The 21,066-nt window shown below is 70.2% G+C and carries 17 protein-coding genes; 12 read left to right on the forward strand and 5 right to left on the reverse strand.

The features are described from left to right. Positions 1 to 10 precede the first annotated feature (10 nt). The 5 genes from xsc (at position 11) to SVA_RS03995 (ending at position 6,033) form a co-directional block, all read left to right on the forward strand. Positions 11 to 1,768, forward strand: coding sequence for a sulfoacetaldehyde acetyltransferase (gene xsc / locus SVA_RS03975; protein ID WP_197703363.1), 1,758 nt, complete (start codon positions 11 to 13; stop codon positions 1,766 to 1,768). Between the two features lie 126 nt (positions 1,769 to 1,894). Continuing rightward, positions 1,895 to 2,866 (forward strand): tripartite tricarboxylate transporter substrate binding protein, encoded by a 972-nt coding sequence (locus SVA_RS03980; protein WP_096459136.1) that lies wholly within the window; start codon positions 1,895 to 1,897, stop codon positions 2,864 to 2,866. A gap of 88 nt (positions 2,867 to 2,954) precedes the next feature. Next, positions 2,955 to 3,479 (forward strand): tripartite tricarboxylate transporter TctB family protein, encoded by a 525-nt coding sequence (locus tag SVA_RS03985; protein WP_096459139.1) that lies wholly within the window; start codon positions 2,955 to 2,957, stop codon positions 3,477 to 3,479. A gap of 2 nt (positions 3,480 to 3,481) precedes the next feature. Further along, entirely contained in the window at positions 3,482 to 5,008 is a 1,527-nt protein-coding gene (locus tag SVA_RS03990) for a tripartite tricarboxylate transporter permease (RefSeq protein WP_096459142.1), read from the forward strand. Then, positions 5,005 to 6,033, forward strand: a complete 1,029-nt coding sequence (locus SVA_RS03995; protein ID WP_096459145.1) for a LacI family DNA-binding transcriptional regulator — start codon at positions 5,005 to 5,007, stop codon at positions 6,031 to 6,033. The genes SVA_RS03990 and SVA_RS03995 overlap by 4 nt, the downstream gene beginning before the upstream one ends. A 59-nt stretch (positions 6,034 to 6,092) precedes the next feature. On the opposite strand, the gene SVA_RS04000 is transcribed toward SVA_RS03995, so the two are convergent. Further along, a complete protein-coding gene (locus tag SVA_RS04000; RefSeq protein WP_096459148.1) occupies positions 6,093 to 7,271 on the reverse strand; it encodes an acetate/propionate family kinase in 1,179 nt (392 codons plus the stop codon). Between the two features lie 202 nt (positions 7,272 to 7,473). On the opposite strand from SVA_RS04000, the gene SVA_RS19690 reads away from it, so the two are divergent. From SVA_RS19690 to SVA_RS04020, 4 genes are all read left to right on the forward strand, one after another. After that, positions 7,474 to 8,934: a hypothetical protein gene (locus tag SVA_RS19690; protein WP_096459151.1), complete on the forward strand. Its 1,461-nt coding sequence runs from the start codon at positions 7,474 to 7,476 to the stop codon at positions 8,932 to 8,934. Next, positions 8,931 to 9,587 (forward strand): vWA domain-containing protein, encoded by a 657-nt coding sequence (locus tag SVA_RS04010; RefSeq protein ID WP_197703364.1) that lies wholly within the window; start codon positions 8,931 to 8,933, stop codon positions 9,585 to 9,587. The genes SVA_RS19690 and SVA_RS04010 overlap by 4 nt, the downstream gene beginning before the upstream one ends. Positions 9,588 to 9,803: 216 nt before the next feature. Next, the gene (locus SVA_RS04015) at positions 9,804 to 11,534 is read left to right on the forward strand and encodes a DUF5060 domain-containing protein (protein ID WP_096459154.1); all 1,731 of its coding nucleotides are present in this window, start codon (positions 9,804 to 9,806) and stop codon (positions 11,532 to 11,534) included. Positions 11,535 to 11,717: 183 nt separating this feature from the next. Further along, entirely contained in the window at positions 11,718 to 12,134 is a 417-nt protein-coding gene (locus SVA_RS04020) for a hypothetical protein (RefSeq protein WP_096459157.1), read from the forward strand. Positions 12,135 to 12,200: 66 nt separating this feature from the next. Here the strand turns inward: SVA_RS04020 and ppdK are convergent, their stop codons facing one another. Continuing rightward, complete coding sequence (ppdK, locus tag SVA_RS04025; RefSeq protein ID WP_096459160.1) at positions 12,201 to 15,011, reverse strand: pyruvate, phosphate dikinase; 2,811 nt, start codon at positions 15,009 to 15,011, stop codon at positions 12,201 to 12,203. 146 nt (positions 15,012 to 15,157) lie between these two features. Here ppdK and SVA_RS04030 point away from each other — a divergent pair, with 146 nt between their 5' ends. Continuing rightward, positions 15,158 to 16,420, forward strand: a complete 1,263-nt coding sequence (locus SVA_RS04030; RefSeq protein ID WP_096459164.1) for an alpha/beta fold hydrolase — start codon at positions 15,158 to 15,160, stop codon at positions 16,418 to 16,420. 3 nt (positions 16,421 to 16,423) lie between these two features. Here SVA_RS04030 and SVA_RS04035 read toward each other — a convergent pair whose 3' ends face one another. Together SVA_RS04035 and SVA_RS04040 are read right to left on the reverse strand one after the other, a co-directional pair. After that, positions 16,424 to 17,638: a hypothetical protein gene (locus tag SVA_RS04035; RefSeq protein ID WP_148665372.1), complete on the reverse strand. Its 1,215-nt coding sequence runs from the start codon at positions 17,636 to 17,638 to the stop codon at positions 16,424 to 16,426. 19 nt (positions 17,639 to 17,657) lie between these two features. Continuing rightward, on the reverse strand, positions 17,658 to 18,296 hold the full coding sequence (locus SVA_RS04040; RefSeq protein ID WP_096459170.1) for a hypothetical protein: 639 nt from the start codon (positions 18,294 to 18,296) through the stop codon (positions 17,658 to 17,660). A gap of 317 nt (positions 18,297 to 18,613) precedes the next feature. On the opposite strand from SVA_RS04040, the gene SVA_RS04045 reads away from it, so the two are divergent. Next, on the forward strand, positions 18,614 to 19,252 hold the full coding sequence (locus SVA_RS04045; protein WP_096459173.1) for a DUF2959 family protein: 639 nt from the start codon (positions 18,614 to 18,616) through the stop codon (positions 19,250 to 19,252). A 21-nt stretch (positions 19,253 to 19,273) separates the two neighbouring features. Here the strand turns inward: SVA_RS04045 and SVA_RS04050 are convergent, their stop codons facing one another. Then, positions 19,274 to 19,825: a hypothetical protein gene (locus SVA_RS04050; RefSeq protein WP_096459176.1), complete on the reverse strand. Its 552-nt coding sequence runs from the start codon at positions 19,823 to 19,825 to the stop codon at positions 19,274 to 19,276. Positions 19,826 to 20,055: 230 nt separating this feature from the next. Between SVA_RS04050 and SVA_RS04055 the strand changes: the two genes are divergently transcribed. Then, entirely contained in the window at positions 20,056 to 21,018 is a 963-nt protein-coding gene (locus SVA_RS04055; protein WP_096459179.1) for a YihY/virulence factor BrkB family protein, read from the forward strand. Positions 21,019 to 21,066 lie beyond the last annotated feature (48 nt).

A 21,066-nucleotide genomic window follows, 5' to 3' on the forward strand; every position in this document is an offset into this window, starting at 1 on the left:
GGAGATTGGCATGAGCGGACAACCGCGAGAGAAGGCAGTCCCGACCCCCACACCGGCCGGCAAGGTGCGCATGACGCCGAGCGAGGCGCTGGTCGAGACCCTGGCCGCGCACGGCGTGGACAAGGTGTTCGGCATCGTCGGCTCGGCCTACATGGACGCGCTCGACATCTTTCCCGCCGCCGGCATCCGGTTCATCTCCGTCGCGCACGAGCAGAACGCCGCGCACATGGCCGACGGCTACTCCCGCGCGACCAACCGCCACGGCGTGTGCATCGCGCAGAACGGACCGGGCATCACGAACTTCGTCACGGGCATCGCGGCCGCGTACTGGGCGCACTCGCCGGTGGTCGCGATCACGCCGGAGACGGGCAGCCTGGGCGTCGGGCTCGGCGGCTTCCAGGAAGCGAACCAGATGCCGATCTTCTCCACCATCACGCAGTACCAGGTCCACGTGAACCACCCCGCGCGCATCGCCGAGCTCACGAACCGCGCCATGACCATCGCCATCAACGAGCGCGGCCCGGTGCAGATCAACATCCCGCGCGACTACTTCTACGCCGACATCGAGGCGGAGATCCCGCCGGTCCAGTACCTCGAGCGCGGCCCGGGCGGCGCGCAGTCGCTCGACGAGGCGGCGCAGCTGCTCGCGCAGGCCAGGTATCCCGTCATCATGGCCGGCGGCGGCGTCATCATGTCGGGCGGCGTCGAGGAGGCGCGGCTGCTCGCCGAGTACCTGTGCGCGCCGGTGGTGACGAGCTACCTGCACAACGACGCGTTCCCGGCCTCGCACGAGCTCTCGACCGGCCCGCTCGGCTACCAGGGCTCGAAGGCCGCGATGCGGCTCATCGCGAAGGCGGACGTGGTGCTGGCGCTCGGCTCGCGCCTCGGTCCTTTCGGGACGCTGCCCCAGCACGGCATGGACTACTGGCCGAAGGACGCGAGAATCATCCAGGTCGACGCCAACCCGCGCATGCTCGGGCTGGTGAAGAAGATCGCCGTCGGCATCTGCGGCGACGCGCGGCAGGCGGCCGCGGAGCTGCTCGCGCGGCTCAAGGCCCAGAGGGGCCCCGCGAAGCGCAACGAGGCGCGGATCGCCGAGATCCGCCAGGCGAAGGAGGAGTGGGCGAAAGAGCTCGCCCAGTGGCCCTCGCCGTCCGAGAGCGGACGCATCGGCCCGCGTCAGGCGCTGGCGGCGCTCGCGAAAGCGCTGCCCCAAAACGCCATGGTCTCGACCGACATCGGCAACGTCTGCTCGGTGGCGAACAGCTACCTCCACTTCGACCAGCCGCAGAGCTTCTTCGCCGCCATGAGCTTCGGCAACTGCGGCTACGCCTTCCCGACGATCATGGGCGCGAAGGTCGCGCGGCCCGACCGGCCGGCGATCGCCTACGTCGGCGACGGCGCCTGGGGCATGAGCCTCGCCGAGGTGATGACCTGCGTGCGCGAGGACATCCCGGCGATCGCGGTCGTGTTCAACAACATGCAGTGGGGGGCCGAGAAGAAGAACCAGATCGACTACTACGGCAACCGCTTCGTCGGCACGAACCTCACCAATCCCAACTTCGCCGAGGTGGCGAAGGCCATGGGCGCTGAGGGCGTGCGCGTCGACCACGTCGACCAGATCGGCGACGCGCTGGCCGCCGCCGTCAAGTCCAACCGCTGCACGGTGCTCGACGTGCAGCTCACGCGCGAGCTCGGCGAGCCGTTCCGCCGCGACGCCCTGAAGAAACCCGTGCGGTATCTCGCCAAGTACAAGGCGTATACGTAATAAAGGGAAAATGTTGAATGTTTAATGCTTGATTTTGAATTGAGGAGCGCGCAGCGCGCACTTCGATTGAACATTCAAAATTCAACATCAAGAATCGCGTCCCAACTTCCACCAAGGAGGAGCGTCATGAGAAGCAAGCTGAAGTGCAGTCGCTGTTGGTTGCCCTTCGTCTCTGCGGTATCGGTACTGCTCGTCGGTTTCACGGCCCTGGCCCAGGACCGCTACCCCACGCGCGCCATCGAGTTCATCGTACCCTTCGGCCCGGGCGGCGGCGCGGACCAGCTCGCCCGCCAGTCGGGCAAGCTGCTCGAGCCGATGCTCAAGGTCTCGATCCCCGTGCTCAACGTCCCGGGCGCGACCGGGGCAACCGGCATTTCCAAGCTCGTGGGCTCGGCCCCCGACGGCCACACCATGGCGATCTACATCGCCGACACGCACGCCCTGCTCGCGACCTCCAACCCCCCGTACACCATCGACGACATCACGCCCGTCGCGCGCATGATCTCGGCGCCGTCGTTCCTGTTCGTCAAGCAGGACAGCCCGATCAAGAACTGGAAAGACTTCGAGAAGGCGGCGAAGGAGAAGCCGGGCGCGCTCAGGGTCGCGACGGTGGGCTACGGGAGCGTGGACGACATGACGCTCACCTTCCTGGAGAGCAAGGGAATCAAGGTCAATCAGGTCCCGTACCCGAAGCCGAGCGAGCGCTACGTGTCGGTGCTCGGCGATCACGTCGAAGCGCTCTACGAGCAGGCCGGCGATGTCGCGAGCTTCCTCAAGAACAAGCAGATGCGTCCGATCATCGTCTTCGGCGACAAGCGCTCGAGCGAGTTCCCCGACGTGCCGGCGTCGAAGGAGGTGGGCTTCGACATCGGCCTGCCGCAGTTCCGCTCGGTCGTGGTCCACGGCAAGACCGACCCGAAGGTCATCAAGGCGCTCTCCGATGCCTTCGCCAAAGTGGCGGCGACCCCGGAATACAAGAAGTTCCTCAAGGAGCAGATGGCGGCCGAGGACAGCCACATGCCGGCCGATGCGGCGGCGAAGTTCATGCGCGGCGAGCTCGAGACGATGAAGAAGCTGGCCAAGCCCAAGGGCAAGTGAGGGGCGGCCGGCCGTCGGGCTCCTTCCCCCGGCCCGGCGGCCGGCGCGGCTCTGCTCCAGCCCGCCTGCTGAACCGACGAGGACGTCCATGGCATTCGAGATCCTCCGGCGCGTCGCCCCCTACATCGCGGTGCTCGCCGCCGCGATCCTCCTCTATGCGGTCGCCGACCGCATCACCTACATCGGCAAGGCCGGCCAGGTCGGCCCCGATCTCTGGCCGAAAGCGGTGCTCCTGCTCGCCATCGCCGCCGCGGTCTACCAGATCGTCTGCATCGCGGCGGCGTGCTGGCGCGAGCAGCCGGCCTTCCGCGAGCCCGTCGCCAGGACCGAGGGGTCGTACACCGGCCGGCTGCTGCTCGGGATGGGCATCACGGTCGCGTACGTCGCGCTGCTCAAGGTCATCGGCTTCATTCTCTGCACGCTGCTCTATCTCGCGGCGTTCATGTACATCGGCCGCTATCGCCGCCACCTGGCGATCGCGGTGAACAGCCTGATCGGCACGCTCGCGCTCGTGCTGATCTTCATGAAGCTCGTCTACATCTCGCTCCCGATGGGCAGCGGGCGTTTCGCGACGTTCAACTACGCGCTGCTCGATCTCCTCGGCATCCGCTGACCATGTGGGACATTCTCGGCAATCTCGCCCACGGGTTCGTCGCCTGCCTGCAGCCGGTCAACCTCCTCATCCTGTTCGTCGGCATCGTGGTCGGGCTCATCGTGGGGGTGCTGCCGGGGCTCACGCTGGTCATGGGGGTGATCCTGGCGCTGCCATTCACCTACGGCATGGACGTCACGCCGGCGATCATCCTGCTCACCGCGATGTACGTCTCCGGCACCTACGGCGGCGCGCCCACGTCGATCCTGTTCAAGATCCCGGGCGAGCCGATCCACGTGCCGCTCCTCTGGGACGGCTACGAGATGGCCCGACAGGGCAGGGCCGCGGAGGCGCTCGGCTGGACGCTGGTCGCCGTGCTCGTGGGCGGCCTCGTCTCCGCCACCATCATGGTGAGCCTCTCGGAACCGGTGGCGAAGCTGGCGCTCAGCTTCTCGACGCCCGAGTACTTCGCGATCGTGCTCTTCGGCCTCACGAGCGTGGTCTCGCTCGGGCGGGGCAGCCTCCCGAACGCGATCATCAGCCTGTGCCTCGGGCTGCTCATCGCCACGGTCGGCGTCGATTCGATCTACGGCGCGACCCGCTACACCTTCGGCATGCCGCTGCTGCTCGACGGAATCGAGTTCCTCACCGTCATGGTCGGCGCGTACGGGCTCGGGGAGGTGTTCATCCGGCTGCGCGAGGGCTTCGCCACGGCGCCGATCCAGAAGGTGGCGGAGATGCGGACCCGCCTGCCGTCCTGGCGGCAGATCTCGCGGCTCAAAGGCGTGCTCGTGCGCAACGCGCTGCTCGGCAACATCGTGGGCCTCGTGCCCGGCGCCGGCGCGACGATCGCCTCGTTCGTCGCCTACGGCTTCGAGGGGCAGTACAACAAGCGCCGCAAGGAGCTCGGCACCGGCATCCCGGACGGCATCGTGGCGCCCCAGACGGCCGCGACCTCCTCCGTCGGCGGGGCGCTGGTCCCGCTCTTCACGCTCGGCATTCCGGGCAGCGGCGCGACCGCGGTCATCCTCGGCGCGTTCCTGCTGCACGGCATCCAGCCGGGGCCGCAGGTGTTCCTCACCTCGACCGAGATGATCTACACCGTGATCGCCTCGCTCTTCCTCGGGATCGTGGCCATGTGCATCGTCGGTTTCTTCGCCATCCGGCCGCTCGTCAAGATCCTCGACTTTCCCGAAGCGGTCGTGTCCGCGTTCATCATGCTGCTCTGCTTCGTCGGCGCGCTCTCGATCCGCAACAACATCGGTGACCTCTGGCTCATGATCGCGTTCGGCGTGATCGGCTACCTCTTCGAGCGCTACCGCTTCCCGATCGCGCCGCTCGTCCTGGGTGTGATCCTGGGCCCGCTCGCGGAGAGCTCGTTCATGACGACCATGATCAGCTACCAGAGCGACTGGACCGTCTTCTTCACGCGCCCGATCAGCGGCACGGTGATGGCACTGACGGGGCTCGCGCTGATCGTCCCGTTCGTCACGCATCTGTGGACGAACCGGCGGCAGCCCGGAGCGCTCCCGGCGGACAGGCCGGAATGAACCGCCGGCCCGTCACCCTGATCGACGTCGCGCGCGCGGCGAACGTATCGATCGCGACGGTTTCGCGCGCGCTCTCGTTTCCCCACAAGGTCAGTCCGGAAACGCTCGGACGCATCGAACGGACCATCGAGGCGCTCGGCTACGTGGCGAACGGCAGCGCCCGCGCCCTCGCCTCGCGACGCTCGCGCACCATCGGCGCGCTCATCCCTTCGCTCGACAACCCGAGCTTCGCGACCACCGTGCACGCGCTTCAGCGCGCCCTGGGGGAAGCGGGCTACACGGTGCTGCTCGCGTGCCACGAGTTCGACCCGGCCGCGGAGCGCCGGCTCGCGCGCACGCTGATCGAGCGCGGCGTGGACGGCCTCGTGCTGCTCGGCACCGAGCACGAGCCGGAGGTCTACGCGCTGATCGAGCGGTTCCGGCTGCCGTACGTGCTCACCTGGGCGCTCGAGGAGGGCGGGCGGCACACCTGCATCGGCTTCGACAACCGCGCCGCGGCCGCGCGGCTCACGGAGCACCTGCTCGCGCTCGGCCACCGGGAGCTCGCGATGATCTCGGGCATGACGGCCAACAACGAGCGGGCGCGCGAGCGGGCGCTGGGGGTGCGGGAGGCGCTCCGGCGCAGCGGCGTGGCGCTCGACCCGGGGCGCTTCGTCGAGGTCCCGTATACCCTCCAGAGCGGACGCGACGGGCTGGCGCAGGTCATCGGGCAGTCGCCGCGGCCGACGGCGGTGATCTGCGGCAACGACCTGCTGGCGATCGGCGCGATCGCCGAGTGCCACGCGCGCGGGCTGGGCGTGCCGGAGGACGTCTCCGTCACCGGCTTCGACGACATGGAGATCGCCGCCATGCTGAGCCCCGGGCTCACGACCATGCACTTCCCGACCCAGGAGCTCGGCGATCTCGCCGCGCAGCAGATCCTGCGGGCGATCGCGGGCGAAACCGTGCCGGCGCGCCAGGAGCTGGCGGTGCGGCTCGTGGTGCGCGGGACGACCGCACCCCCGCGCCGGGGTGCGGAATCTTGAATGTTTAATGTCGAATCAATGAGGCGCGCGGAGCGCGCCCATCGATTCATAATTCAAAATTAAACATTCAACATTCTCTTCACGTCCTCCGCGATCAGCAGCTCCTCGTTCACCGGCACGACGTAGACGCCGACGCCCCCCGGCCGCGAGATGCGCGTCTCGCGGCCGATCGCGCCGCGGTTCGCGTCGACGTCGACGGCGACCCCGCACCATTCCATGCCCGAGCAGATGCGCGCGCGGATCTCCGGGGCGTGCTCGCCGATGCCGCCGCCGAAGACGACGGCGTCGAGGCCGCCGAGCGCCGCCGCGTACGCCCCGATGTACTTGCGCGCGCGATAGCAGAACGTCTCGATCGCGAGCCGCGCGCCCTCGTGGCCTTCGGCCTCGTGCCGCAGGAGCTCGCGCATGTCGCTGCTCGCGCCCGACAGCGCGAGGAGGCCCGACTCGCGGTTGAGCCCGCGATCGAGCGCGTCGGGGCGGAGGCCGTGCTCGAGCAGGCGCACGAGCACGCCGGGGTCGACGTCGCCGCAGCGCGAGGACATCACCAGTCCCTCGAGCGGCGTGTAGCCCATGCTGGTGTCGACCGATCGGCCGTCGCGGATCGCGGCGACCGAGCAGCCGTTGCCGAGCTGGAGCGTGATCACCCGCCGCGCCCGCTCGCCGCCGGCGAGCGCCACGCAGCGCTCGTACAGGTAGCGGTGGGCGATGCCGTGGAAGCCGTAGCGGCGTATGCGGTGCGGCCGTGTCCAGTCGGCGGGGAGGGCGTACGCGCGCGCGTAGTCCGGAAGGTCGTGGTGGAAGGCGGTGTCGAAGACCGCCACCATCGGCACGCGCGCCCCCATGCTCGCGGCCGTCGCGCGGATCACCTCGAGCGCGACCGGGTTGTGGAGCGGGGCGAGCGGGTTCAGCGCCTCGATCGCGCGCAGCGCGGCGTCGGTGAGCCGTGCCGGTGCGACGAACTCCTCGCCGCCGTGCACGACCCGATGACCCGTCGCGTGCACGGGCTCCAGCCGCTTCGCGGCGAGCCAGTCGATGACGTGGCGCGCCGCGCTGCCGTGATCCGGGGCCGCGACCCGCTCCTCGCCCCGGTCGGTGCCGATGCTCCAGCGGAAACCGGCCGACGGTCCGAAGGCGCTCACCATTCCGGCGGCGAGCAGCTCGCAGGGCCCGGCGGCCGGCGCGCGGTACACCCGGAACTTCAGCGTGGAGCTGCCGGCATTGAAGATCAGGATCGACATGACGGGCTCATCCTCCCGCCCGGAGCCTATCAGGCCAGGACCGGTCGCGGTATCGAGCCCCGGGCCAAGGGGGCCGGCCGGGACCGGCCGATCGCCGGCCCCCGCCCCCGGCGATCCCCCGGGGTTCCTCGCTCGTCCCCCGCCGCATTGCCGTCCGTCGCAAGCGTGCTAGATGAAAAGGAATACCCTTGGGGGACATGCCATGTCGTGGATGCTGTTTCCGGACAACACCGCGCTGTCGGCGCTGGTGCTCTTCCTCATCGCGCTGCCGTTCCTGTACGCCGCGCGGATGCCCGTGCACGAGGCCCTGATGGGCCTCGCGCGCGCGGTGGCCGGCTCCTTCCGTCTCGCCGCCCGCTGGCTCTCGCGCTCGGCCGACGCCCTCCGGGCGCGCAACAAGACGGTGCTCCTCGCGCACGCGCGCGAGGAGGCGGGCGCCGCGATCGAGCGGGAGTTCGAGCGCGTGATGCAGCTCGTGACCCGGGACCTCAGCGGCTACCCGGCCCTGCAGCGCAAGCTGCTCGACGAGATCACGCGCGTCGAGGAGGACTACCAGCGCTGCAACGAGGTGCCCCCGCCGCCGCCGAACTGGACGAAGGCGGTCGAGACCATCGCGAAGATCAAGGACGGCGGCGACGGCCTCGTGGTGAAGATCCTGGAGGACATCGCCAACTCGGTCGACGACATCTACGGCAAGATCGTCACGGAGTACCGGCGCTCCTACGAGGAGCGGCACAAGATCCTGAAGGGGTTCATGCCGTTCTGGCGCTCGCTGCAGCAGACGCTGACGCGCGTCGACCGCAACATCAACGGCCTGAGCGACAGCGCCGCGCGCATCGACGCCCTGATGGAGAAGTACCGCGAGATCCAGGCGGGCTCCGAGCGCATGGAGCAGACGCTCACCTCCTCCGCCGCGACCCAGTTCGTGATCGCGGCGACCGTGATGCTCGTGGCGCTGGGCGGCGCCTTCGTCAACTTCTGGCTGATCGCGCGCCCCATGTCCGCCATGGTGGGCGGCGGCGAGTACATCGCCGGGGGTCTCGAGGCCTCGCACATCGCCGCGCTCGTCATCATCCTGGTCGAGGCGACGATGGGCCTCTTCCTCATGGAGGCGCTCGGCATCACGCACCTGTTCCCGCGGGTGCAGAACATGCCGGAGCGCCTGCGGCGCCGCCTCCTCTGGGTGTCGTTCACCATCCTGCTGATCCTCGCCGGCGTCGAGGTCGCGCTCGCGGTGATGCGCGAGCAGATCATCGCCGCCGACATGGCGTTCAAGCAGGGCCTGGGCGGCGCCGCGACCACGCCGCCGGCCGAGATCGGCTGGGTGGCGAGCATCCCGGTCGCCGGCCAGATGATCCTCGGCTTCATCCTGCCGTTCGCGCTCGCGTTCGTCGCGATCCCGCTCGAGTACTTCATCTTCTCCGGGCGCACGGTGCTCGGGGCCCTGTTCGTGAGCCTGCTGCGCGGCATGGCGTTCGCGCTGCGCATCGGGGCGAACATCGCAAAGCACCTCGTCGTCATCGTCGCCAAGCTCTACGACGCCGTCGTGTTCCTGCCGGTGCTCATCGAGCACTGGGTGCGCGGCCGCGGGACCGGCGCGCCGCGCGCGGCCGGCGGCGCCGTCGGCAAGCGCGCGGTCTTCGACCGGGAGCAGGGATCGTGAGGCGCCTGCTCGTGGCCTTCGCCTGCGCGGCCGCGCTCGTCGGCGGCGGCTGCGCCGACCAGGGCAGCCACGCCCAGGCCGTGTACCTGCTGGTCGACACCTCGGGCACGTACGCCAAGGAGCTGCCGCGCGCCGAACGGGTCATCAACTACCTCCTCGGCACGCTCAATCCGGGCGACTCCTTCGCCGTCGCCCGCGTCAAGAGCCGCTCTTTCAGCGAGAAGGACATCGTCGCGAAGGCGACCTTCACGAAGGACCCGCTCGCCGCCAACCAGCAGAAGCGCGTGTTCAAGGAGCAGGTGGCCAAGCTGCGCCAGAAGGCGAAGGGCGGCAGCGCCTACACCGACATCACCGGCGGGGTGCTGCAGGGGGCGGAGTTCCTGAACGAGACCGGCGCCGGCAGGAAGACCATCCTGATCTTCTCCGACATGCAGGAAGAGCTCGACAAGCAGGTCAAGCGCGACGTGCCGCTCAACCTCGTCGGCATCCGGGTGGTCGCGCTGAACGTGACCAAGCTCTCGACCGACAACATCGACCCGCGGCGCTACGGCGGTCGGCTCGACGCCTGGGAGAAGCGCGTGCGCGAGGCGGGCGCCTCCGAGTGGCGCGTGGTCAACGATCTCGAGCACCTCGAGCGCATCTTCCGCAACTGATCCGCTTCCCGCCGGCGGTCGGTCGACCGCCGACGCCCCTCGATCCGACGGCGCGCGCGTCTTGACACGGCGCGCGCGCTGATCGGGTCCTTTCCGTTCGTCCGTGCTCGTGCCCCGTCCGACGGAGACGGTCGGTAGCTCATCCCCTACGACTGCGAACCGCGCGCGAGAAGCGCGCCGTTACAGTGCGCCCCGCTTTCATCAGGGGGTTACCTCATGCGGCTTGCTCGCGCGTACTCGTTTTCTCTTTCCCTGGCGATCGCCGGCCTGCTCGTCGCGTGCGGCGGCGGGGGAGGCGGCGGAGACGGTTCATCGGATGCCGGCGGCGACGCCGCGCTGGAAGGCTCGTCGCTCACCGGTGTCGAGACCGGCGTGCCGGTCAACCGCGTGTTCGAGCGCAGCATCACGAACACCAACGCGTACGCGAACAAGTTCGCCGACGTGACGTTGATGGCGGAGTACACCGCCCCGTCGGGACGCAAGGTCTCGTTCTGGGGCTTCTACGACGGCGACGGCGCCGGCGGCCAGGACGGAAACGTGTGGAAGCTGCGCTTCATGCCCGACGAGCCCGGTACCTGGACGTACACGTACGCCTGGTCGGACGGCACGACCGGCGGCTCAGGGACCTTCGACGCCGTGACGGCGCGCGCCGGGCGCGGTCTGCTGCAGCCGTACGAGGGGAACCCGCGCTGGCTCGCCTACGGCGGCAAGAACCCGGTGTTCCTCAAGTCGTACTACATCGGCGCGGGCGGCATCACCGGCGTGCCGATCGACTGGGCCGCGGACCGCATCTACTCCAAGATCTCCGCACGCGGCTACAACCACGTCCAGATGAACATGCTTCCGATCGGGTGGACGTACCAGAAGCCGTCCGACGCCCCGGCCGACCACCTGAGCCAGCCGCTGTGGCGCGAGTCGCCGCGCGTCCAGAACCTCAAGGTCTGGAAGCGCATGGAGGAGCACGTCGCCTGGCTCAACAGCATGAACATCGGCATCCACTTCTTCATGGGCCTCGACCCGAAGCCGTCGGGCTCGGCCGACCAGTACTTCGCCCTGCAGCGGCTGGACGGCATGTCGGGGGACGACCGCGCGTTCTACATCCGCTACCTCGCGGCCCGGCTGGCGCCCTTCGCCAACATCTCCGGGTGGAACTACACGTGGGAGACCGACGGCAACGGCAGCGAGCGCGCGATGGCGGACCTGCTCGCGCAGTACGACCCGTGGTCGCACCTGCGCACGTATCACGACGAATACCCGCAGGACAACGATTTCGGAAACGGCAGCTACAACTTCGCCGGTATCGAGAACCACGGCTACTTCGGCAACGGCAACGGCAACCCGGCGACCGACTCGGCCTCGCACTACCAGGCGACGATCGACGCGTACCGCGGCAAGCCCGTGTACATGGTGGAGGGCAACGGCCTGTGGCGCGCCTGCTGGGCGAAGGACGCGGCCGAGACGAGCATCACGCGCTCGGCCTGGGCGGTGACGCTCGCCGGCGGCTCGTTCACGTGGCAGGACACGCCAGATTGCGACTTCACCGATCCGTCCTCGAGCATGTTCACCTGGCCGAGCGCGAACCCGATGGTCGACCGCGTGGAGGTGCTCTACAAGGTGATGACCCAGGACGTCGTCTTCCATCGCATGGCGCCGCGCAACGACCTGCTCGCCGGCTGCTGGAACACGTTCGACGGCGGCGGCCCGGTGCCGGCCTCGCCGTGCTACGCGCTGGCGGAGCCCGGCAAGCAGTACGTCGTCTTCAAGGAGGACGGCGGCGCGTTCAATCTCACGGTCGACGCCGGCACCTACCGGGCCACGTGGATCGACACCCGCACGGGGGCCCGCCAGGCCGTGACCGGCGGGTCCGTCAGCGGCACGGGCGCGCCCGTGCAGTTCGTCTCGCCGAGCAGCTCAACCGACTGGGCGCTCGTCCTCACCGCGCAGTAACCGGCAGTCCTTCCTCCTCGCCGCGGCGATCGCCCGATCGCCGCGGCTTTTTTTTGCCTTCCGGCAGTCGACGCCGCGTCAGGTGCGCCGCCGGGACGACGTCCGCGTCTTCGGGTTGGCCGCCGATCGTGCAGGTCTGTTATGGTGATCGTCCCATTCCCGTATAACCACACCGGAGGAGCCATGGCGCAATCGATCAAGAAGGTGGATTACTACGCGGCGCAGGTCCCGAACAAGCGCGGCGAGGCGGCGCGCGCGCTGAGCGCACTGGCCGAGTCGAACGTCAACCTGCTCGCGTTCACCGGGTTCCCGACGGGCAACGGGCGCTCGCAGCTCGACTTCGTGCCCGAGGACGGCGCCGCCTTCCGCGCCGCCGCCCGGCGCGCCGGGATCAAGGTGCGGCCGCGCAAGACCGGCTTCGTGGTCATGGGCGACGATCGCCCGGGCGCGATCGCGCGCGTGCTCAAGCGCCTCGCGGACGCCCGCATCAACGTGACGGCCGTCGACGCGGTGTGCGCCGGCAAGGGGCGCTACGGCGCGATTCTCTGGGTTCGCCCCACGCAGGTCCGCAAGGCGGCGAAGGCGCTCGGGGCCAAATAAACCCGAGCCCGGATGGGCCGTCCGTGAGCGGAACGGCAATCACGAGTTAACCGTCGCCCGTCGCGGTCAGTCCCCGACCCGGGTCTTCAGCGCCGCCTGGGCGGCGGCGAGACGCGCGACGGGCACGCGGTACGGCGAGGCGCTCACGTAGTCGAGGCCGACCTCCTCGAAGAAATGGATCGAGGAGGGGTCGCCGCCGTGCTCCCCGCAGACCCCGAGCGCGAGATCGGGCCGCGCGCGCCGTCCCTTCTCCACGGCGATCCGCACGAGCTCTCCCACGCCCTCCACGTCGAGCGAGGCGAAGGGGTCGCGCTCGAGGATCTTCTTCTGCCGGTAGGCCGGCAGGAACTTGCCGATATCGTCGCGCGAGAAGCCGAACGCGAGCTGGGTCATGTCGTTCGTTCCGAACGAGAAGAACCGCGCCTCGCGCGCGATGCTGTCCGCCGTCAGCGCGCCGCGCGGCACCTCGATCATGGTGCCGACGAGGTAGGGGATCTCGACCCCGTGGGCCTTCGTCACCTCGGCCGCGACGCGGTCGACGATCGCCTTCTGGTCCCGCAGCTCGCGCACGTCGCTCACCAGCGGAATCATGATCTCCGGCACGACCGCCTGGCCCTCGCGCGCCAGGCGGCATGCGGCCTCGAAGATCGCGCGCGCCTGCATCTCCGTGATCTCGGGGAACGTGATGCCGACGCGCACGCCGCGATGCCCGAGCATGGGGTTGAACTCGTGCAGCTGCTCCACGCGCCGCAGCAAGGCGAGCTTTTCCTCGAGCTCGCGCCCGGTCTTGCCCGCGGCCTCGAGCCGCGCGATGTCGACCATCACCTCCTCGCGCTTCGGCAGGAACTCGTGCAGCGGCGGGTCGATCGTGCGGATGGTGACCGGGCAGCCGTGCATCGCCTTGAACACGCCGTAGAAGTCCTCGCGCTGCAGCGGCAGCAGCTCCGCGAGCGCCTGGCGGCGATCGGCCTCGCGCTGCGACAGGATCATGCGCTGCACGATGGGCAGTCGGTCCTCGCCGAAGAACATGTGCTCGGTACGGCACAACCCGATGCCCCGCGCGCCGAAGGCATAGGCGAGCGCCGCCTGGTCGGGCAGGTCGGCGTTCGCGCGGATCTCGAGCCGCCGCTCGCGGTCCGCCCACTCGAGGAGCCGCGTGAAGCGCCGGTGTATGTCGGAGGACTCGGGCCGCATCTCCCCGGCCAGCACCTGCAGGATCTCGCTCGGGCGCGTGGCGATGCGCGCGATCTTCACCTCGCCGCTCAACCCGTCGAACGAGAGCCAGTCGCCCTCGCCGATGGTCTGATCGCCGATCCGGAGCGTGCGCCCGGCCTCGTCGATCGAGAGTCCGCCGGCGCCGACCACCGCGGGCTTCCCCATCTGGCGGCCGACGACCGCGGCGTGGGAGGTCATCCCGCCGGTCGCCGTGAGGATGCCTTCGGCCACGTACATCCCGTGGATGTCGTCGGGCGCGGTTTCCTTGCGCACGAGGACGACCCGTTTGCCGTGCTCGCTCCAGCGCACGGCCTCGTCGGCGGAGAACACGGCCTGCCCGCAGGCCGCGCCGGGCGAGGCGGGCAGGCCGCGGGTCGCGACCGCCACCGCTTTCCAGGCGGCGGGATCGAAGACCGGCGCGAGGAGCTGCGAGAGCGAGGCCGGCTCGACGAGGAGCAGGGCCTGCCTCGGCTCGACGACCCCCTCGTCGACGAGGTCGGTCGCGATCACCACGGCGGCGTAGCCGGTGCGCTTGCCGCTGCGCGTCTGCAGCATGTACAGCCGCCCGTCCTCGATCGTGAACTCGAAGTCCTGCACGTCCTGGTAGTGGCGCTCGAGCGTCGAGGTGTACTCGCGCAGCTGCGCGTAGGCTTCGGGCATGAGGCGCTCGAGCTCGCGGATGGGCTGGGGCGTGCGTATCCCGGCGACCACGTCCTCGCCCTGGGCGTTGACGAGGAACTCGCCGTAGAACTCCTTCGCCCCGGTCGCGGGGTTGCGCGTGAAGCCGACCCCGGTCGCCGAGCGCTCGCCGGTGTTGCCGAACACCATGGTCTGGACGTTTACCGCGGTGCCGATGTCGTCCGGAATCTCGTAGATGCGCCGGTACTCGATGGCGCGGGGGTTGTTCCAGGAGCTGAACACCGCGTCGCGCGCCATGCGAAGCTGCTCGCGGGGGTCCTGCGGGAACTCGCGGTCGGTGTGCTGTCGCACCACGTGCTGATACTCCACGACCACGTCGCGCAGCGCCTGCTCGTCGAGGTCGGTGTCTAGCCGCGCGCCGCGCAGCCGCTTGACGCTCTCGAACTTCTGGTCGAACGCGTCCTTCGGAACCTGGAGGACGACGCTGCCGAACATCTGGAGAAAGCGGCGGTAGCTGTCGTAGGCGAAGCGGCCGTTTCCGGTGCGCGCCTTCAGACCCTCGACCGTCTCGTCGTTCAGGCCGAGGTTGAGAATGGTGTCCATCATTCCGGGCATCGAGAACTTCGCCCCGGAGCGGACCGAGAGCAGCAGCGGACCGTCGGACGCGCCGAGCCGCGCCCCGGCGAGCTTCTCGAGCCGTTCGAGGCCGGCCGCCATCTCGCGCTCGACCGCGTCGGGCACTCTTCCGCCCTGCGCGTAGAAGAGCGCGCAGACATCGGTCGAGATCGTGAATCCGGGCGGAACGGGAAGCCCGGCGCGGGTCATCTCGGCGAGACCGGCTCCCTTGCCGCCGAGCAGGTCGCGCATCGTCCGGTCGCCGTCCGCCTTGCCGCCGCCGAAGAAGTAGACGTGCTTCCCGGCCTTCGCCAGGCGGGGTCGCGCGCCGCGGCGCGTCGTTGCGCCCGCCGCGCGCGGCCGGGTTGCCTTGGACGTTCCTTCGTTTCGTGTGCCGGGCCTGGCCATCGCATCCTGCTCCGCGTGTTCCTTCCTTACTGACTGCGCACCGTGCGCATGGTTCGGCCGCCGCAGCGGTACCCCTGTTGCGCGTCCGGTGTTGCGCGGACCGCCAGGTCCTAGTATCGCGCGACGGCAGGGAAGCGGAGACGGGCATGGAAACGCGGGTGCGCCGGCCGCACGGCCGGCTCTTGGCCATCCTGACGGCGTGGCTGCTCGGCGCGCTCGCGGCTCCGCCGGGACCGGCGTTCGCCGCCGAGGCGTACGGCGAGGTGCCGGGCTGCATCGAGGGAAGCCTGCCGGCCGGGGATCCGCGGTACCCGGCGCCGCAGCTCGTCGTGACCTGCGTGCCGCCGCCGGGCTCGCCCGCGGCGTGGAACGGCACGCTCGTCGTGCTCGTGCACGGGTACGTCGTGCCGCAGCGGCCGCTCGAGCTGCCGGTGTTCGATCTCGACGGGCTCAACGCGGCGCGGGTCCTCCTCAACCTCGGCTTCGCCTTCGCCACCAGCAGTTTTCACAAGAACGGCTACGCGGTGGAGCAGGGGGGCAACGACATCGACGCCCTCGTCCGGCACTTCCACGCCAACGTGGCCGCCGCGCGCCGGGTGCTCCTGGTCGGCGCCTCCGAGGGCGCGCTCATCGCCACCATGCTCGTCGAGCGCGACCCGGAGCGCTACGCCGGCGGCCTGGCGCTGTGCGGACCGCTGGGCGGCGCCGACTTCGAGATCCGGTACCTCGGCGATTTCCGCGCGGTGTTCGACTATTTCTTCCCGCAGGTCTTCGACTTCGGCGTCGCCGGCGTTCCCGCCGACGCGCACCAGAACTACGGCGGATACGGGGCCCTCGTGCGCGACGCGCTGAACGGCGACCCCGCGCGGCGCGAGGCGCTCTTCCGGGTGACGGGTGTCGCGCGCGACCCCGATCGCCTTGCGGAGAGCGCGGTCGAGGCGGCGCTCGACGTGCTGCGTTACAACATTTTCGGTTTCAACGACCTGGCGGAAACGGCGGGAGGCAATCCGTACGGCAACGTCGACCGGGCGTACGCGGGCTCGGACAACGACGCGGCGCTCAACGCCGGCGTGGAGCGCCTCGCCGCGTCTTCGACGGCGCGCGCCTATCTCGATCGGTACTACCTGCCGACCGGGATCCTGGCGCGTCCGCTCGTCGCCATGCACACGCGCCTCGACCCGCACGTGCCGTTCGCGCACCACCTCCGGTACGTCGAGGCGGTCCGGGCGAGCGGGCGCGCCGGTCGCCTGACGGCGCTCGCCGTCGACCGGTACGGGCATTGCGCCTTCCGCCCCGGGGAGATCCTCGGCGCGCTCGCGCTGCTCGCGGAGCGCACCGGTCTCCTCGCGAGCGAGGCGCTTCGCGCCTATCTCCCGGAGATCGCGCCGCTGCGTCGCGAAAGCGAATGACGATCAGCAGATGAACGCGTTGAGGAAGGCGAGGGTGCGCGTGAGCGTGGAGACGTTCCCCAGGACGTCGGTCGCGCGCAGGACGAGCGCGTGGTTGCCGTTGCTGTACTGGCGGGTGTTGATCGCGATTCTCGGCGCCGACGCGGTCCCCTGATTTCCGAGCAGGTTCCCGTCCAGCAGGAAGACGCTGTCGGCCAGGAGCGCGTCGCCGACGGAGGCGCTGGCGGTGAAGGTGCCGCACAGGATGCTGTTTTCCGGCGGCTGCAGGTTCGTGATCGCCGGTGGCGTTTCGTCGAGCGGCACCACCGGCGCATAGCCGAAGAAGCCCGCCGTGCTCCCGTTCCAGCGATCGGCGGCGGGCACGAGTTGCCCGGCGGCGAGCCCCGTGGCGTTCGCGCCGCTCTGTGCGATCCGCAGCAGCGCGACGGCGAGATCGTGGCGGTACGTTTCGGTGTCGAGCGCAATGCCGCCCACCGAGAGCAGCCTCCCGCCCTCCGCGCTGCCGTCGAGCAGCCCGTCGGCGCGGATGTCTTCCAGGCCGAGGGCGACGAACGAGGCCGAGGTGTGCGTCGTGTGCGGCGTCTGGCCGTTGCGCGTACCGGCCTCGGCAGTCCACTGCGAGATCGCCGCCTCGTAGAAGCCGTACTCGTGCCCGGGGCTGAGCCCGCCCGTCGCGCTGCCGGGGTCCGTGATGTGAAGGGGGGTTACCGCCCGCACGTCGAGGCCGAGCGCGGCGTTGAACGCGGCGAACCCCCGGTCGGTCGCCGCCTGCGCCGTCTCCCCGCCGCTCACGAGATGGTCGGCGAGACCGCTCGCGAGCGTGGTGAAGCTCGTGATGTTGCCCGCGGGCGGCGGCCCGCCGTTGACGTAGCGGACGAGCGAACGCAGGTGCGGCTGCGGCGCGAGCGTGACGTCGCGCGCGCTCGCTTCCTCGCGGTACACGCCGCCGCTCGCCTCGAGCAGCAGGATGCCGTCCGGCGTCTTCACCGAAAGGGCGTAGCGGCCGCTCGCATCGGTCGTCGCCTGACCGAGCAGCTCGCCCCTGCCTCCGTCGCGGTACGTCCAGGCCTGTACCGTCGCGCCCGACACCGGGGCGGCGAAGACGATGCCTTCGATGGCGCCGCTCGGGCGCTCGGGCGGCGTCGAATTGGAGCTCCCGCAGCCGGCGATGGCGGTCAGCGCCGCGGCGACGGCGCATCGCCGGAAGAGCCGCTTCATGTCGATCGCCGCGCGCACGTCAGAAGAGCAGTACCGCGGCGACGGTGAACGTCGTCGCGTCGCCCGAGACGGGCTGTTCGTACTGCACGTGTATCCCGACGTCCCATCCCCGGATCCAGGCCCGCTGCGCGGTCGCGTTCAGGACCAGCGCGAGGGTGTTGTCGTCGCGGTCCGGAAAACGCCGGTCGAGAAAGCCGTCCGCGGCCACGGTCACGCGCTCCTCGAACCGGTCGCTCGAGTAAGCGAGGCCCGCGCCGGCCCAGGGCGCGAGCGGCCAGCGCGGAAACTTCGCCTGGTAGGAGAGCGCGGCGCCCACGCGGCGCACGTCCTGGCCGACCGCCCGACCGCCGGGATCGGTGTCGTAGCGGTGATAGAAGATCTCGCCGAGCAGGCGGCGATTCGCCTGGAGCCGCGCTGCGCCGAGCAGCGCGAGACGCAGGTAGATCTCGGCGTCGACCGCTCCGTCCGGGTCGTCGACGTCGCCGTGGCTCACGCCGGCGAGCAGCCCGCCCTGCAGGCCTTTCTCGGGGATCTCGCCGATGGCGGCCGCGTCGGCGACGGCGGGCGCGAGGCAGAGCGGCGCGGCGCACGCCAGGATGCGGATGGCAAGGCCGCCTCCGAAGGCGGCGCGTCCCGGCGGCGTGCGTGGCTGCGCCATGTGTTGTTGTCCCGTTCCCTGGTCCGCCGGTTGGCGTCCGGCGACCGCGTCCGTTGGAATTGCGAACCGTGTGAACCGACGATAGAGAGAAGCGGCGCGGCTATCAACGCGGCGGCGGCGCGGGATTTGCGGCTTATCGCGCGAGCGCGCCGCCGACCGATCGATCGTCGCCTCGGTCCGACGGGCGGACACGCGCGCCGCAAACGCGCGTTGCGGGCTTCTCGGAAAACCCGAATCGCGGTGCGGAAAGGACCGTATGTCGGCCGCGTCGTGGCTCTGCCACACTCCGGGATCGATCGGGCGGTCAAGGAGAGACCATGACATTGCGATCAGCTTCGTACGCCGGCGCCCTCTGGTGCGCGTTCCTCGTTTTCGCCGGGTGCGCCACGGGGCCGGCGGAACGCCGGGAGCGCGTCGTGTCGAGCCTGGCGGAGACGCAGAAGGAGATCACGGACACGCGCGCGCAACTCGAACGCACGATGGCGTCGCTGATCACGCTGATGAACGCGCCGCCGGACGAGCTGCGCCGGAGCTACGAGCAGTACGCGGGCGACGTCGAGGCCATGCGGGACCACGTGGGCGCGATGGAGGCCCACGGCGAGGCGATGCGCGAGCGCAGTCGGCGTTATCTCGCCGGTTGGCGCCAGGCGGAGATCGAGGATCCGGAGCTGCGGAACATCAGCACGGAGCGACGCGAGGAAGTCGCGGCGCGACTGCAGCGCGTCGACGTGTCGTTGCAGGAGGCGCGCGCGGCGCTCGGACCGCTCCAGCGCGAGCTCGAGGACATCCGCAGCGCGGTGGGGAACGATCTGACGTCCGCGGGCGTCTCGGCGGTGGCCGGGAGCGAGGTGGCGCGCAGCGCCATGGACCACGGGGCCGCCGTCGCGCGTCTCATGGATCGGGCGATCGCCGATTTCGATCAGCTCGTCGCGCGCCTCGGCCCGGCGAACCGCTAGCGCAGCGTCGCCGCCGCCGGATCAGTGCGGGAGCGGCGCATCGCCGCCCGGGTAGATGCGGGCATGGCGCGGCGGACGGCCGCGAACCGGTTCCGCTCCCGCACCGGACCCGCTCACGAGCGTGCGCTCGTCGATGTCCTCGTACTGGTCGATGTCGTCGAGGCGCGGCGGCGGTTCGCTCCCCACGACGGCGTCGACCCCGCTTGCCGATTTCGGCTCGCGCGACCTCCGCTCGTCCACGTCGACCGCGCCGTGCCGGTCCAGCACCTCGGCCGCCCGTTCGGCGCGGTCGTCGCTGGTTTGCAGCAGGATCACCGCATCATCGGCGGAGAGGGCGGGCCGCGCCGACGCCGTTTCCCCGGCGCCTCCCGCGGCGAGGCCGATGTCCTGCAGGAAGCGTTCGACGCCGCCCCGAGCCTCCTCCGGCGCGCCGCCGGCCTGCGCGCGGGCGACGAGCTCTTCCCCCGTCTGCACCCGGATGCGCTCGTTCACGAAGCCGGTTCGCTCGAGCGCCTGCACGGCGCTCTGAGCCCGGCCCATCGAGTCGAACAGGGCGATCACGGTCTTCGACATGTGCTTCCTCCTTCGCCGAGCGCCGCGCGGCGGTGCGAGGGCTGCCGTGCTGGAGCCTCCTCGCGTCCCCCGCTTCCCGCGTCGCCGATTGATCTGTTCGACGCGCCGCGCCCGCCCGGGTTCGCGCGCGAAGGCCGCGGCCTTAGTGACGGAATGCCGCGTTAGGGATTGCACCCGGTGAGCGGCGCGAATCCGCTTCCTTAAAGTGTCGACACAGCGGAGAAGCGACGATGGACATCAAGGTGAAAGGACGCGACCGCGGTCGCGAGGCGACTCACCCCGGCGAGATTCCGAAGCGCGGCTGGAAGGACATCCTGTTACGGACCAAGGAGCAGATCGGCGAGGACAACCTCTCGATCGTCGCCGCCGGCGTGGCGTTCTACGCCTTTCTGGCGCTGTTTCCGGGCATCGCCGCGCTGGTATCGATCCTCGGCCTGGTGACGAACCCCGCCGAGGTGGAAGGCTACGTCGAGTCCGCGCAGGGGGTCCTGCCGCCGGATGCGCTCGCGCTCGTGCGCGACCAGGTCCACGCGATCGCTTCGGCCCCGTCACAGGCGCTGGGCCTCGGCCTGGCGATCAGCGTCGGCGCCGCGCTCTGGACCGCGACGGCCGGCGTGAAGGCGTTGATGGAGGCCCTGAACATCGTCTACGAGGAGCGCGAGGCGCGCGGCTTCCTCCGCTACTACGCGACCGCGATCCTGCTCACGATCGGCGCCGTGGTGTTCGGCGTTCTCGCGCTGGCGCTGGTGGCGGCCGTGCCCGTGGCGCTCGAGTGGCTCGCGCTGCCGCCGGTGCTCGAGGTCGTCCTCGGCCTCGCCCGCTGGTTGATCCTCGGCGGCGCCTTCGTGCTCGCGCTGGCGGTGCTCTACCGCTTCGCGCCGAGCCGCGAACGGCCGCAGTGGCGCTGGGTGAGCTGGGGCGCGGCGGCCGCGACGCTGCTCTGGCTCGCGGGCTCGGGGCTCTTCTCGCTCTACGTCGCCAACTTCGGCGACTACAACAAGACCTACGGCGCGCTGGCCGCGATCGTCATCCTGCTGACGTGGTTCTATCTCACGGCCTTCGCCGTGCTGCTCGGCGCCGAGCTCAACGCCGAGATGGAGCACCAGACGCGCGTGGACAGCACCGTCGGCGAGCCCAAGCCGATGGGCGACCGCGGCGCGCGCATGGCGGACTCGCTCGGCGGCGCGCGATAAGGATTTTGCAGCGACCCCGATCCGACGCGCCGGTCGGCCACATCGATG

The organism is Sulfurifustis variabilis (genome assembly GCF_002355415.1).
In the GTDB taxonomy this organism is placed as follows: Bacteria; Pseudomonadota; Gammaproteobacteria; order Acidiferrobacterales; family Sulfurifustaceae; genus Sulfurifustis; species Sulfurifustis variabilis.